Consider the following 13,690-nt stretch of genomic DNA (forward strand, 5'->3'; position numbering starts at 1 on the left):
TATTGATTTTACCGGCCGAACTTTTCAGACGGCCTGTTAGTGCCGGCAGCGAGTTTGCCGGTTTACCCAAATAATGTTGTGCTTCTTAAAGATGTACCCGACGGTTTGACAAACAGAACATCGGCACATTCCGGCAGGGCATTACGCCTCATCTCCGTTGTATCCGCCTGAATCGGCAGAACCGTTCAGACGGCCTGACTGACATTTATTGTCACTTTGTAACAATTTCACTTCGAGTAAGGCTTGGGGTTTAGAGATGTCCGGTTTTCGATAAATCAGGTTGTATTGCGTAATACCTTGTTATCTTTGTGCTTTAGTTCTTTTTGGCATTTGCCGGAGATTAGGTACTTAATCTTTCGGGTGTTATCCCTGCAAATTGTATGCCAGTTTTCTTTTATACGTATAATCTGAGTATGCCAAAATGTTGGCTTTATACAACATTCATATTAACGAACCAGAAACGGATTGTACCTTTTCTCATGCCCGATACTGGTCATACGGCCGTGTCCGGCTATAACTTGCGTGGTTTCGGGCAGGGTTAATAGTTTAGCGCAGATATTGTTTATGAGGTCATCATGATTGCCGCGTGGAAAATCTGTGCGACCGACAGTCTCATAAAATAAAACATCGCCTGCGACTAAAAGTTCATTTTCGGCGTTGTAAAAAACGACTTGGCCGGGAGTGTGGCCGGGAATGTGGAGGACTTGGAAGCTGTGATTGCCGACCTTGAGCGCTTCTCCTTCTTCCAACCAGCGTGTCGGCGTGAATGACGGAGAAACGGGGAAGCCGTATTGCGCCGTCGTTTGCGGAAGGGCTTGGAGCAGGAATTCGTCGTCTTTGTGCGGGCCGAGAACGGGTACGTCGCAGGTTTTCAAAAGTTCAACCACGCCGCCTGCGTGGTCAAGATGGCCGTGGGTCAGCCAAATGGCCGTCAGCTTGAGGCCTTTGTTTTGGACTTGTTGCAATAAATAGGGAACGTCGCCGCCGACATCGGTCAAAACGGCTTCTTTGGTTTCGTCATCCCAAATCAGCGTGCAGTTTTGACGGAAAGGGGTAACGGCGTTGATTTCAAATTGGAGTGCCATGGGTGTTCCTAGGAAATGCTTATTTAATGTTGTTTACGTTTCAGACGGCCTTTTGCTATTATGTATATATAATAAAAAGCAAGTCTGGAAAAATGTCTTATGAATAATGTAATGCGAACCATGATACCGATTTTTGCGGCTTCTTTCATCTCTGCGGCGTTTGGTGCAGATTTGTTGTTGGCGCAGGAATATAAAAATCAAGATATTGCCGGTTGGGCCATGAGTGAAAAGTTGGATGGCGTACGCGCGTATTGGGACGGCAGGCAGCTGGTCAGTCGTCAGGGTTATGCGTTTACACCGCCCAAAGGTTTTACAGCAGGTTTTCCGCCGTTTCCGATGGATGGTGAGTTGTACAGCGGACGAGGGCGGTTTGAGCAAATTTCCGCGACGGTGCGTTCTGCCTCGGGAACTTGGGACGGCATCCGCTTGCATGTTTTTGATGTGCCACAGGCGCAGGGTAATCTGTATCAGCGTCTGGAAACGGCTTCGAAATGGCTGAAATCACACCCGTCGGCACGGTTTACGGTTATTCCGCAAGTCAAGGTGCGCGACAAACAGCATGCTTTGGATTTTTTGAAACAAGTTGAAGCGCTGGGTGGGGAAGGGGTGATGCTGCGTCAACCTGAAGCCCGTTATGCAAGCGGTAGAAATGGGCAGCTGTTGAAGCTGAAAAGTGAATATGATGATGAATGTACGGTAACGCGTCATTATGAGGGCAAAGGGCGCAATGTCGGGCGTTTGGGTGCGGTAGGATGCAAAAACCAATATGGCGAGTTTCGTATCGGCAGCGGTTTTAAGGATAAAGACCGCGACCATCCGCCGAAAATCGGTGCGCTGATTACTTACCGTTATCGTGGTTTTACGCAAAAGGGAACGCCGAAATTTGCAACATTTGTCAGGGTGCGCTCGGATCGATAAAACAAATTAAAGGCCGTCTGAAAATAGGTTTCAGACGGCCTTTAATATAGATGTTGCATAGCCTTTTATAAGGGTTCCAATATATCAGGCAATTCGGCCAAGCTATTGAGCATGGCGACATGGGGCATGGAGGAAAGCTGTTGGGCAGTATGTGCGCCGGTGGTAACTGCGATGGCGCGGATTTTGGCATTGGTGGCCATTTCTAGGTCGTGGGTGGTGTCGCCGACGACGACGGCCTCTTCCGGTTCAACACCCAGTCGGTCGCAGAGGGCGAGTACCATATCGGGCGCAGGTTTGGACGGATATTCGCCGGCGCAGGCGGTTTCCAGCCAAAAGGCTTGGGTGTCGGTTTGTGCGATGGCTTTGTCTAAGCCGCTTCGGCCTTTGCCGGTGGCGACGGCAAGCCAATAGCCTTGTTGTTTCAAGCGTTGCAGGCAGGGCAGGGCTTCGGGGAACAGGGTCATGTTGTGATTGTTGGGATTGAGGTGGTGCGCGGCATAGGTCTCGATCAGGGTTTCCTGAACGTGTTCGCTGACGTTTTGGGCAAGGCAGCGGATGATACCGGAGAGGCTGTATCCGATGAGCGGGCGGATTTGGTCGGCTTCGGGAACGGGCAGGCCGCAATCGGCAAAGCTTTGTTGGAAGGTGTGGATGATGGGGTTGGTGGTGTCGGCAAGCGTGCCGTCCCAGTCGAAAATAATGAGTTTGGGTTTCATGGGTTTCCTTTCAGACGGCCTTTTCCTGATTTTCCAACATTAAAACGAATTGCGCCAATTCTTGCGGCAGGGGGGCTTTCAGGATCAGTTTTTCGCCGGTCAGCGGATGGGCGAGGTGCAGCTCGGAAGCGTGCAGGAACATTCTTTTCAAACCGAGTTTTTGCAGGCGTTTGTTGGCCTGATAGTCGCCGTAGCGTTCGTCGCCGGCAATGGGGCAGTCTTGCGATTGCAGATGGACGCGGATTTGGTGGGTGCGACCGGTTTTCAGGGTGGCTTCGACAAAGGTCAGGTCGGATAGGCCGACTTGGTGCAAAAGGCCGTCTGAAAAACGGTTTAACACGCGGAAGATGGTGTGGGCGGATTGGCCGTCTTCGCTGACGCGCACCATTTTTTCGCCTTGTGCGCCGGTGTATTTGAACAAGGGGAGCTTGACGTGGAAGCGGTCGTTCGGCAGCCTGCCGACACCCAGCGCGAGATAGATTTTTTTTGGATGGTCGTTGCGGATGGCTTCGTGCAGTTTCACCAAGGCGCTGCGTTTTTTGGCAATCATCAAAAGGCCGCTGGTGTCTTTGTCGAGGCGGTGGACGAGTTCGAGATAACGCGCTTCGGGACGGGCGCGGCGGATTTGTTCGATGACGCCGAAGCTCACGCCGCTGCCGCCGTGGACGGCAACGCCGGATGGTTTGTTGATGACCAAAAGCGCATCGTCTTCGTAAACGATGTCAAACTCGCGCGCAGGCGCGGCCTGGCTTTCAGACGACCTTTGTTTTTCAGCGATGCGTATCGGCGGAATGCGGACGGTATCGCCTGCCTGAATACGGTTGTCGGGTTTGCAGCGTTTTTTGTTCAGCCGCACTTCGCCGGCGCGGATAATGCGGTGGATATGGCTTTTCGGGACGCCTTTGAGGATTTTTATCAGATAGTTATCAAGGCGTTGGCCTTCCTCGTGTTCGGCAACGGCAATCAGGCTGACTGAATCTTTGCGTATTGCGTGCATTTTCTCTATAATCCCAAACGTCCGTTTCGGGACCCGAACCTGCGGTCGCAGGCCGTCTGAAACGGATTTATTGTTAAAACGAGATTTTATATTAAAAACGCACTCCGCAAAGCATTTCCTTGTGTTTGTTCAAAGCCGGCAAACGCAATCCCGTAATTAAGTTTGAATTGAACCTGCCGTCCGGCCGGGCGTAAGACGCAATCCGCGCAGCACCGTCCGAAATTACCGGCGCTACGATAATAAGAAGATGTAGGCTGCCTTATTTTGTCCGAAGCATCAGCATTCGGACGGCAGCGGAACCATCAACCTTTCCGCCGCATTGTTCTTTATTTCCTTCTTTATCCGAATCCGTCCGCACATGGCTTGAGTTCAAGCATGCAACCTTGCGGATTTCAAATCAAATACTGGTTACACGGGGATTTTTCCCATCTTGCCTTTGAAGAGTGCCAACCGGACAGACAGGCCGTCTGAAAAAGATATTCACAAATCAAACGGCCGCTGTTCACGAGGTGACTATGAAAAGAATGTTATTCAACGCAACGCAGGCCGAAGAGCTGCGCGTTGCCATTGTCGATGGACAAAACCTTTTGGACTTGGACATCGAAACGCTGGGTAAAGAACAGCGTAAAGGCAATATCTACAAAGGTATCATTACCCGTATCGAGCCGTCGCTGGAAGCGTGTTTCGTGGATTACGGAACCGACCGCCACGGCTTTTTGCCGTTTAAGGAAGTATCGCGTTCGTATTTCCGCGATTACGAAGGCGGCAGGGCGCGTATTCAAGACGTGCTCAAAGAAGGCATGGAAGTCATCGTTCAAGTCGAAAAAGACGAACGCGGCAACAAAGGCGCGGCGCTGACCACCTTCATCAGCCTAGCCGGACGTTATCTGGTATTGATGCCAAACAACCCGCGCGGCGGCGGCGTATCCCGCCGTATCGAAGGCGAAGAGCGTCAAGAACTCAAAGCCGCTATGGCAGAACTCGACATTCCGAACGGCATGAGCATCATCGCCCGTACCGCCGGTATCGGTCGCAGTGCGGAAGAGTTGGAATGGGATTTGAACTACCTCAAACAACTCTGGCAGGCGATCGAAGAAGCAGGAAAAGCGCATCATGACCCTTATCTGCTTTTCATGGAAAGCTCGCTGCTCATCCGCGCCATCCGCGACTATTTCCGTCCCGACATCGGCGAAATTCTGGTAGACAATCAAGAAGTTTACGATCAAGTTGCCGAGTTTATGAGCTACGTCATGCCGAGCAACGTAGGTCGTCTGAAACTCTATCAAGACCACACGCCGCTGTTCTCCCGCTTCCAAATCGAACACCAAATCGAAAGCGCGTTCGCTCGCAGCGTCAGCCTGCCTTCAGGCGGCGCGATTGTGATCGACCACACCGAAGCCCTGGTTTCCATCGACGTCAACTCCGCCCGCGCCACCCGCGGCTCGGACATCGAAGACACCGCGTTCAAAACCAATATGGAAGCCGCTGAAGAAGTCGCCCGCCAAATGCGCCTGCGCGACTTGGGCGGTTTGGTCGTCATCGACTTCATCGACATGGAAAACCCCAAGCACCAGCGCGATGTTGAAAACGTCCTGCGCGACGCGCTCAAAAAAGACCGCGCCCGCGTGCAAATGGGAAAACTCTCCCGCTTCGGCCTCTTGGAATTGAGCCGCCAACGCCTGAAACCCGCTTTGGGCGAAAGCAGCCACGTCGCTTGTCCGCGCTGCGCCGGTACCGGCGTCATCCGCGGCATCGAATCGACCGCCCTGCACGTTTTGCGCATCATTCAAGAAGAAGCGATGAAAGACAACACCGGCGAAGTACACGCCCAAGTGCCCGTCGATGTCGCCACCTTCCTGTTGAACGAAAAACGCGCCGAGCTGTTTGCGATGGAAGAGCGTTTGGACGTCAACGTCGTCCTGATTCCGAATATCCACTTGGAAAATCCGCACTACGAAATCAACCGCATCCGCATCGACGACGTAGAAGAAGACGGCGAACCGAGCTACAAACGCGTTGCCGAGCCGGAAGAAGACGAATCCGCCAAACCTTTCGGCAGCGAAAGAGCCAAAGCTTCCCGTCCTGAGCCAGCTGTCAAAGGCGTGCGCCATACCCAGCCTGCACCGACTGTCGCCCCTGAGAAAAAAGCCTCTTGGTGGGACAGCTTCAAAGCTTGGTTGAAACGCATTTTCGGCGGTGAGCCTGCACCTGCACCTGCCGCAGTTGCTCAAGAGTCTGCTGAAAAACGCACTACAAACAACCGCAGCCAAAACAGTAACCGCCGTTCAAACAGCCGCCGTCAAAATCCACGCCGCAACAACAAACACGACGGCAGCAAAGTCGAAGTGCGCGAAGTGAATGCCGAAGCTGCCGACAGCAAGTTTGAAGAAAGCAAATCAAACGAAAGCCGCAACGACGAGCGTAAAGACACGCGCCGCAACCGTAACCGTAACAACAACCGCCGCGATGATCGCAACAACGAGCGCAACCGTGTTGAGGAAACGGTTGAAGACGTAAACGTTCAAGAAGTAGCTGCACTGGCTGAGATGCCGTCTGAAAACCAAGCGGAACAAAACGGCAATAAACGCCGCCGCAACAACAGTCGCAACGAGCGCAACCGTAATCAATCTGCGGAAAACCGTGTTGAGGACGTGAACGTTCAAGCCGATGGCGAACAGGCGCAAGTTGAAGCGGACGACAACGCCCGCAGCGAAGAGGGTGTGAAAAACAACGGCCGTCAAGGACGCGACCGCAACAACCGTCAGCGCAACAATCGCAACGACCGCCGTTCCAACAGCAAAAAACGCAATATTCCGTCTTCAGCAAAAATCGAGCAATACCTGAACATTACCGACACCGCCGACAAAGTCCTCTTTGCCGTAGCGCATGTTTTGGGTTTGAATGAAACGGTTGAAGCTGCAAATGCGACATTGTCTTCTGAAAGCGATCAAGCCGAGCCGCTGGTGATTGTGGTATCCGAGCCTGAAGTTACCAGCGCAGAGCCATTCGTATTTGCAATTGAAAGCGAAGACGAGCCTGCCGTAGCGCAAACTGAAGGAGCCGATGCCGAACAAGCCCTGCTTGCATCTGCGGTCAACAATGTCAAAGAAGCCATTTCTGCGGTATTGTCTCCGAATGCAACGGCTACTGTTGCACCGGTTGAAGCACCAGCCGAAACTGTTGCCACACAAACTGAAGCCGTAGCTGAAGCAGCGCCTGTCGCAATCGTTGTACCTGAGAGCTTGGGCGATTTGATCTTCGTTGAAACCGATCCGCAAGCCGTTGCCGCTTTTGCCGCGCAGCCACAACCTGAACCGGTTGCCAAAACACGCCGTTCGGATGTGCCTAAAGTAGAAGTGGAAGACGTAGCAGTCGAAATGATTTTGGTGGAAACACGCAAAGATTAAGATTGGTTTTCCAGTTAAAAGCCCGATGTTGAACGCATCGGGCTTTTTTATTGGTAAGGAGATGCACTGCTCATTTGCTTTGTGTTTGCCATGAGGGTTGCTTCATGGTTAAAAAAGCAGGATAGCTTGCTGAGAAAGGGAAGGGCGTGATTCTTTCAATGGGAAGGACTTAACGAAATAGATTGGTATGAGAAAAGGCCGTCTGAAATGGTTTCAGACGGCCTTGGTTTGTGTGTGTATGTTTAGGTATTGTGATTAGTTTTTGTTCAGAGAGTCACGGATTTCGCGCAACAACAGAACTTCTTCGCTAGGCTCTGCTGGTGCTTCTTCAGCAGGAGCTTCGGCTTTTTTCACAGAGTTGATGGCTTTAACCACGCAGAAGATGGCAGCGGCGATGATCAGGAAGCTGATTACAGTGTTGATGAACAGACCGATGTTCAGGGTAACGGCACCGGCTGCTTGAGCGGCTGCCAGGTTGGCGTAACCTTCAGCAGGAGCGGCTTGTGCGCCGTCTTTCAGGGTAATGAACAGGTTGGAGAAATCAACGCCGCCGATCAACAGACCGATAGGAGGCATGATTACATCGTCAACCAATGATTTGACGATGCCGCTGAATGCTGTACCGACAACCATACCGACTGCGAGGTCGATCACGTTGCCACGCATAATAAATTCTTTAAATTCTGAAGCGATTGACATAATTAATCTCCTGTATGTGTTTGAGTCAAAATCAGATGTGATTCAGTTAATCGGCAGGCATCTTAACGCTTTATTAGTTAAGAAGAATTCAATAATGTTAAATTTTGTATTTCATGCTAAAAGTGCCCTGCTTCTATGCCTTCTGTATGAAAAACAGGCCGTCTGAATTTTTTTTGTTACTTTTTTGCACCACTTTTTATCAGCGGCTAAGTATCAGATAACATGAATGTTATCTTTAGAATCAATGCTCTATCGGAATTTCAGATTGGGGTAGAATGATAATATAATAATGTTGAAAACATAATCATTGAAAGCCTGTAAAGGTAATGTTTCGTATCCGTATTTGACTTTCAGACGGCCTTATCGGTTATGCAGTTATTCAAACCATAATGTAATGGCCATAAAAAACGCACTTTCATGAAGAAAGTGCGTTTGGCGTGAAAACTGTTTAGTTCTCTTCGTCGTTCAGCGCGTTGATGCTGTAACCGCCGTCAACGTAGGTAATCTCGCCGGTGATGCCGGAAGCGAGGTCGGACAAGAGGAAGGCGGCGGTGTTGCCGACTTCTTCAGTGGTAACGTTGCGACCCAATGGGTTGTGGGAAGCGACGTGGCCTAAGAGTTTGCTTAAATCGGCAATGCCGGAAGCAGCCAGGGTTTTGATCGGGCCTGCGGAGATACCGTTGCAGCGGATGCCTTCTTTGCCCAGGCAGGCGGCGGTGAAGCGGATGCCGGCTTCGAGGCTGGCTTTGGCCATGCCCATAACGTTGTAGTTAGGAATGGCACGAACGGCGCCCAAGTAGCTCAGGGCGACGATTGCGGCGTTGCGGCCCTGCATCATCGGACGGGCGGCTTTTGCCAGCGCAGGCAGGCTGTATGCGGAGATTTCGTGAGCGGTGTTGAACGCTTCGCGGCTGATGCTGTCGAGGAAGTCGCCGCTCAAAGCTTCTTTAGGGGCGAAGCCGATGGAGTGAACGAGGCCGTCCAAGCCGTCCCAGTGTTTGCCCAAGTCAACGAAAACTTGGTTGATTTCGTCGTCGCTGGCAACGTCGCAGCGGAACACGAGTTCGGAGCCGAGTTCGGCAGCCATTTTACGGACGCGCTCTTCCAGTTTGTCGACAACATAAGTAAATGCCAATTCCGCGCCTTGTTCGCGGCAGGCTTTGGCGATACCGTAAGCGATGGAACGCTCGGAGATCATGCCGGTAATCAGAATTTTTTTGCCTTGCAAAAAGCCCATTTTCTTATCCTTTAGCAGTGGTATTGCGGTTGCATTAAACTGCGCATTATAGCAAAAACCGCTGTTTCGGCATAGAAAAAAACGGATAACCCTTTGTCTTGCCTCAAATAGGGATAAGGTTTTCTGCTAAGGCCGTCTGAAACCTGACGGAACGGCGGCAAAACGTTATACTTTATAGTCTTAATGACCGATGTTTCAGGAGTGAACCATGCCCGAGCAAAACCGCATTCTTTGCCGAGAACTCAGCCTGTTGGCGTTTAACCGCCGTGTACTGGCTCAGGCGCAGGATACGAAAGTTCCTTTGTTGGAGCGTTTGCGTTTTTTGTGCATCGTGTCTTCCAATTTGGACGAATTTTTTGAAGTGCGCATGGCGTGGTTGAAACGCGAAAACAAACTGCGTCCGCATCAGTTGCTTGACAACGGCAAAACCGCGGCCGAAACCATCGAAGCGGTGGCGAAAGAGGCGCAGGCCTTGATTCGCGAGCAGTACGATCTGTTTAACAAAGTATTGCAGCCTGCACTCAGCCGCGCCGGCATTCATTTCTATCGCCGCCACAAATGGACGGCCGCGCAGAAAAAATGGATTGAAAACTATTTTGACAACGAGCTGTTGCCCATTCTCACACCCATCGGCCTTGATCCGTCACACCCATTCCCGCGTCCGTTAAACAAATCGCTCAACTTTGCCGTCGAACTCGAAGGCACGGATGCGTTCGGCCGTCCGTCCGGGATGGCGATTGTGCAGGCTCCGCGCATTTTGCCGCGCGTCGTCCCCATGCCGTCTGAAATTTGCGGCGGCGATGCAGGCTTTGTGTTCTTGTCTTCGATTTTGCACGCCCATGTCGGCAAACTCTTTCCCGGCATGAAGGTTAAAGACTGCCATCAGTTCCGCCTCACGCGCGACAGCGATTTGACGGTTGATGAAGAAGATTTGAAAAACCTGCGTGCTGCGATTCAAAACGAATTGCACGACCGCGAATACGGCGACGGCGTGCGCTTGGAAGTGGCAGACACTTGTCCGGCGCATATTCACGACTTCCTGCTTGCCCAGTTCAAGTTGACTTCTGCCGAGCTGTATCAGGTCAAAGGGCCGGTCAATTTAGTGCGCCTCAATGCCGTCCCCGATTTGGTGGACAGGCCGGATTTGAAGTTCCCACCGCGCAATGCAGGCCGTCTGAAAGCTTTGCGCAAAAACGGTTCCGTATTCAAACTGGTCAAACAGTCACCGATTTTGCTGCATCACCCGTATCAGTCTTTCGATCCGGTTGTCCAAATGATACGCGAAGCCGCAGCCGATCCGGATGTGTTGGCCGTCAAAATGACCATCTACCGCACCGGCAGCAATTCCGAGCTTGTGCGCGCATTGATGAAGGCCGCGCTGGCGGGCAAGCAGGTTACCGTCGTGGTTGAACTGATGGCGCGTTTTGACGAAGCCAACAACGTTAACTGGGCAAAGCAGCTGGAAGAGGCAGGCGCGCACGTCGTGTACGGCGTATTCGGCTACAAAGTTCATGCCAAAATGGCTTTGGTTATCCGTCGCGAAGACGGCGTGCTTAAGCGTTATGCCCACCTCGGTACCGGCAACTACCACCAAGGCACATCGCGCATTTACACCGACTTTGGCATCATTACCGCCGACGAACAAATCACTGCCGATGTGAACACGTTGTTTATGGAAATCACAGGCTTGGGCAAGCCGGGCCGTCTGAACAAGCTCTATCAAAGCCCGTTTACCCTACACAAAATGGTCATCGACCGCATCAAGCAGGAAACCGAACACGCCAAAGTCGGCAAACCGGCGCGGATTACCGCCAAGATGAACTCCCTCATCGAGCCGAGCGTAATTGATGCGCTGTATCAAGCCAGCGCGGCAGGCGTGCAAATCGACCTGATTGTGCGCGGTATGTGTACTTTGCGCCCGGGTGTAAAAGGCTTGTCCGAAAACATTCGCGTCCGCTCCATCATCGGTCGCCAACTCGAACACTCGCGCGTGTATTGCTTCCATAACAACGGCGCAGACGATACCTTTATCTCCAGTGCCGACTGGATGGGGCGCAACTTCTTCCGCCGTATTGAAGTCGCCACGCCGATTACCACGCCCGAACTCAAAGAACGCGTGATTCGCGAAGGTTTGGAAATGGCTTTGGAAGACAATACCCAGGCTTGGCTGATGCAACCTGACGGCAGCTACATCCGCACCCAGCCGCAAGACGGCGAGCCTGCGTTTGGTTTGCAGGAAGGTTTGTGGAAAATATACGGACGTTGAGTTGAATAATGTCTCAGGCCGTCTGAAATGCAGGTTTCAGACGGCCTTTTTTGATTTTGCCGTTATAATTCCGTTTCCCAATCTTTCAGACGGCCTTTTCCTATGAAATCTTACCCCGATTCCTATCTCCATTTTGAAAACCTCGAATCTCCCGAAACGCAAAATTTTGCCGCTGCGGCGGATGCCGAAACGCGCGCCCGTTTTTTAGAAAACGACAAGGCGCGCGAATTGTCTGACGGCATTTTGGCGCAGTTGCAGGACACGCGGCAGATTCCGTTTTGTCAGGAACACCGCGCGCGGATGTACCATTTCCATCAGGACGCGGAATATCCGAAGGGCGTGTACCGCGTGTGTACCGCGGCGACGTACCGTTCCGGCTATCCTGAGTGGAAAATCCTGTTTTCAGTGGCGGATTTCGACGAATTGCTTGGCGACGATGTGTATTTGGGCGGCGTGTCGCACTTGGTGGAAAAGCCCAACCGCGCGTTGTTAACACTGAGCAAATCGGGCGGCGATACGGCGTACACGCTGGAAGTGGATTTGGAAGCAGGGGAGTTGGTAGAAGGCGGTTTTCACTTTCCGGCAGGCAAAAACCATGTGTCGTGGCGCGATGAAAATAGCGTGTGGGTGTGTCCGGCTTGGGACGAACGCCAGTTGACCGAATCGGGCTATCCGCGCGAAGTGTGGCTGGTGGAGCGCGGCAAAAGTTTCGAGGAAAGCCTGCCGGTGTATCAAATTGCTGAAGACGGCATGATGGTGAACGCTTGGCGCTATCTCGATCCGCAGGGTTCGCCGATTGATTTGATTGAAGCGTCGGACGGTTTTTACACCAAAACCTATTTGCAGGTGTCGGCCGAAGGTGAGGTGAAACCGTTAAACCTACCCAATGATTGCGACGTGGTCGGCTATCTGGCCGGACATCTTTTACTGACGTTACGCAAAGACTGGAACCGTGCGAACCAAAGCTATCCGAGCGGAGCATTGGTGGCAGTAAAATTAAACCGTGGTGAATTGGGCGCGGCGCAGCTTTTGTTTGCGCCCGATGAAACGCAGGCATTGGAAAGCGTGGAAACGACCAAGCGTTTTGTCGTGGCAAACCTGCTGGAAAACGTACAAGGCCGTCTGAAAGCATGGCACTTTAGCGGCGGTAAATGGCAGGAAGTCGAATTGCCGCGCCTGCCTTCGGGTGCGTTGGAAATGACTGACCAACCGTGGGGTGGCGACGTGGTTTACCTTGCTGCCAGTGATTTCACTACGCCGCTGACGCTGTTTGCATTGGATTTGAACGTGATGGAACTGACCGTCATGCGCCGTCAGCCGCAGCAGTTCGATTCAGACGACATCAATGTGCAGCAGTTTTGGACGACTTCGGCCGACGGCGAGCGCATTCCTTATTTCCGTGTCGGTAAAAACGCCTCCCCCGACACGCCGACTTTGGTTTATGCCTACGGCGGTTTCGGCATTCCCGAATTGCCGCATTATCTCGGCAGCGTCGGTAAATATTGGCTGGAAGAGGGCAATGCCTTTGTGTTGGCAAACATCCGCGGCGGCGGCGAATTTGGCCCACGCTGGCATCAGGCGGCGCAGGGAATCAGCAAACACAAAAGCGTCGATGATTTGCTGGCCGTCGTGCGTGATTTGTCCGAACGCGGCATGAGTTCGCCCGAACACATAGGTTTGCAGGGCGGCAGCAACGGCGGCCTGATTACCGCCGCCGCCTTCGTGCGTGAACCGCAAAGCATAGGCGCGCTGGTGTGCGAAGTGCCGCTGACCGACATGATCCGCTATCCGCTGCTCTCCGCTGGTTCAAGCTGGACGGATGAATACGGCAATCCGCAGAAATACGAAGTCTGCAAACGCTGGCTGGGCGAATTGTCGCCGTATCACAATCTTTCAGACGGCATCGATTATCCGCCAGCGCTCATCACCACCAGCCTCAGCGACGATCGCGTCCATCCTGCCCACGCGCTCAAGTTCTACGCCAAACTGCGCGAAATCTCGCCGCAATCTTGGCTCTACTCGCCTGACGGCGGTGGCCATACCGGCAACGGCACGCAACGCGAATCCACCGACGAACTTGCCTGCGTCTTGCTGTTTTTGAAAGAGTTTTTAGGGTAGAAGTAAGCAGCAGGACTGACTGTTTCGTAAAGTTGAGAAACAAAATACTCTTGTTTCGGCAAGTGAAAAGAAGGCCGTCTGAAAAACGAATATTAAAGTTTTTCAGACGGCCTTCTTTTCTTTTAACTTTCAACATATCCCGATAAAATGGACACTTTGTAAGTGATCATTGATGGAAGACGCAATTATGGCAACCGAACCGAAAAATTATGCACGATTTAGAAAATAATTTCAAACAAAACAATAT

General features: G+C 52.1%; 9 protein-coding genes. 4 read left to right on the plus strand and 5 right to left on the minus strand.

Features of this window, described 5'->3' with window-relative positions; all coding sequences use genetic code 11:
- Nucleotides 1-446: 446 nt before the first annotated feature.
- Nucleotides 447-1,085 (minus strand): MBL fold metallo-hydrolase, encoded by a 639-nt coding sequence (locus ACTHTU_RS03105; RefSeq protein ID WP_107792176.1) that lies wholly within the window; start codon nucleotides 1,083-1,085, stop codon nucleotides 447-449.
- A 111-nt stretch (nucleotides 1,086-1,196) separates the two neighbouring features.
- Between ACTHTU_RS03105 and ACTHTU_RS03110 the strand changes: the two genes are divergently transcribed.
- Nucleotides 1,197-2,003: a DNA ligase gene (locus ACTHTU_RS03110; RefSeq protein WP_070461150.1), complete on the plus strand. Its 807-nt coding sequence runs from the start codon at nucleotides 1,197-1,199 to the stop codon at nucleotides 2,001-2,003.
- 65 nt (nucleotides 2,004-2,068) lie between these two features.
- Here the strand turns inward: ACTHTU_RS03110 and ACTHTU_RS03115 are convergent, their stop codons facing one another.
- Together ACTHTU_RS03115 and ACTHTU_RS03120 are read right to left on the minus strand one after the other, a co-directional pair.
- A complete protein-coding gene (locus tag ACTHTU_RS03115; RefSeq protein WP_440361729.1) occupies nucleotides 2,069-2,719 on the minus strand; it encodes an HAD-IA family hydrolase in 651 nt (216 codons plus the stop codon).
- 10 nt (nucleotides 2,720-2,729) lie between these two features.
- Nucleotides 2,730-3,716, minus strand: a complete 987-nt coding sequence (locus ACTHTU_RS03120; RefSeq protein ID WP_440361730.1) for an RluA family pseudouridine synthase — start codon at nucleotides 3,714-3,716, stop codon at nucleotides 2,730-2,732.
- 515 nt (nucleotides 3,717-4,231) lie between these two features.
- On the opposite strand from ACTHTU_RS03120, the gene ACTHTU_RS03125 reads away from it, so the two are divergent.
- Entirely contained in the window at nucleotides 4,232-7,123 is a 2,892-nt protein-coding gene (locus ACTHTU_RS03125; RefSeq protein ID WP_440361731.1) for an Rne/Rng family ribonuclease, read from the plus strand.
- Between the two features lie 255 nt (nucleotides 7,124-7,378).
- Here the strand turns inward: ACTHTU_RS03125 and mscL are convergent, their stop codons facing one another.
- Both mscL and fabI read right to left on the minus strand, forming a co-directional pair.
- A complete protein-coding gene (gene mscL / locus ACTHTU_RS03130; RefSeq protein ID WP_440361732.1) occupies nucleotides 7,379-7,822 on the minus strand; it encodes a large conductance mechanosensitive channel protein MscL in 444 nt (147 codons plus the stop codon).
- Nucleotides 7,823-8,270: 448 nt separating this feature from the next.
- Nucleotides 8,271-9,059, minus strand: a complete 789-nt coding sequence (gene fabI / locus ACTHTU_RS03135) for an enoyl-ACP reductase FabI (protein ID WP_003748060.1) — start codon at nucleotides 9,057-9,059, stop codon at nucleotides 8,271-8,273.
- A 208-nt stretch (nucleotides 9,060-9,267) separates the two neighbouring features.
- On the opposite strand from fabI, the gene ppk1 reads away from it, so the two are divergent.
- Nucleotides 9,268-11,325, plus strand: a complete 2,058-nt coding sequence (gene ppk1 / locus ACTHTU_RS03140) for a polyphosphate kinase 1 (RefSeq protein WP_440361733.1) — start codon at nucleotides 9,268-9,270, stop codon at nucleotides 11,323-11,325.
- Between the two features lie 102 nt (nucleotides 11,326-11,427).
- Nucleotides 11,428-13,443: a prolyl oligopeptidase family serine peptidase gene (locus tag ACTHTU_RS03145; protein ID WP_440361734.1), complete on the plus strand. Its 2,016-nt coding sequence runs from the start codon at nucleotides 11,428-11,430 to the stop codon at nucleotides 13,441-13,443.
- Nucleotides 13,444-13,690: the final 247 nt, after the last annotated feature.

Origin of the sequence: Neisseria sp. P0020.S005 (assembly GCF_051957055.1) — a bacterium.
Classification (GTDB): Bacteria; Pseudomonadota; Gammaproteobacteria; order Burkholderiales; family Neisseriaceae; genus Neisseria; species Neisseria subflava_A.

Excerpts from the sequence above, each read along its gene's own strand:
- ACTHTU_RS03105 (WP_107792176.1), bottom strand. The coding sequence starts at position 1,085 with ATGGCACTCCAATTTGAAATCAACGCCGTTACCCCTTTCCGTCAAAAC.
- ACTHTU_RS03110 (WP_070461150.1), top strand. The coding sequence starts at position 1,197 with ATGCGAACCATGATACCGATTTTTGCGGCTTCTTTCATCTCTGCGGCG.
- ACTHTU_RS03115 (WP_440361729.1), bottom strand. The coding sequence starts at position 2,719 with ATGAAACCCAAACTCATTATTTTCGACTGGGACGGCACGCTTGCCGAC.
- ACTHTU_RS03120 (WP_440361730.1), bottom strand. The coding sequence starts at position 3,716 with ATGCACGCAATACGCAAAGATTCAGTCAGCCTGATTGCCGTTGCCGAA.
- ACTHTU_RS03125 (WP_440361731.1), top strand. The coding sequence starts at position 4,232 with ATGAAAAGAATGTTATTCAACGCAACGCAGGCCGAAGAGCTGCGCGTT.
- mscL (WP_440361732.1), bottom strand. The coding sequence starts at position 7,822 with ATGTCAATCGCTTCAGAATTTAAAGAATTTATTATGCGTGGCAACGTG.
- fabI (WP_003748060.1), bottom strand. The coding sequence starts at position 9,059 with ATGGGCTTTTTGCAAGGCAAAAAAATTCTGATTACCGGCATGATCTCC.
- ppk1 (WP_440361733.1), top strand. The coding sequence starts at position 9,268 with ATGCCCGAGCAAAACCGCATTCTTTGCCGAGAACTCAGCCTGTTGGCG.
- ACTHTU_RS03145 (WP_440361734.1), top strand. The coding sequence starts at position 11,428 with ATGAAATCTTACCCCGATTCCTATCTCCATTTTGAAAACCTCGAATCT.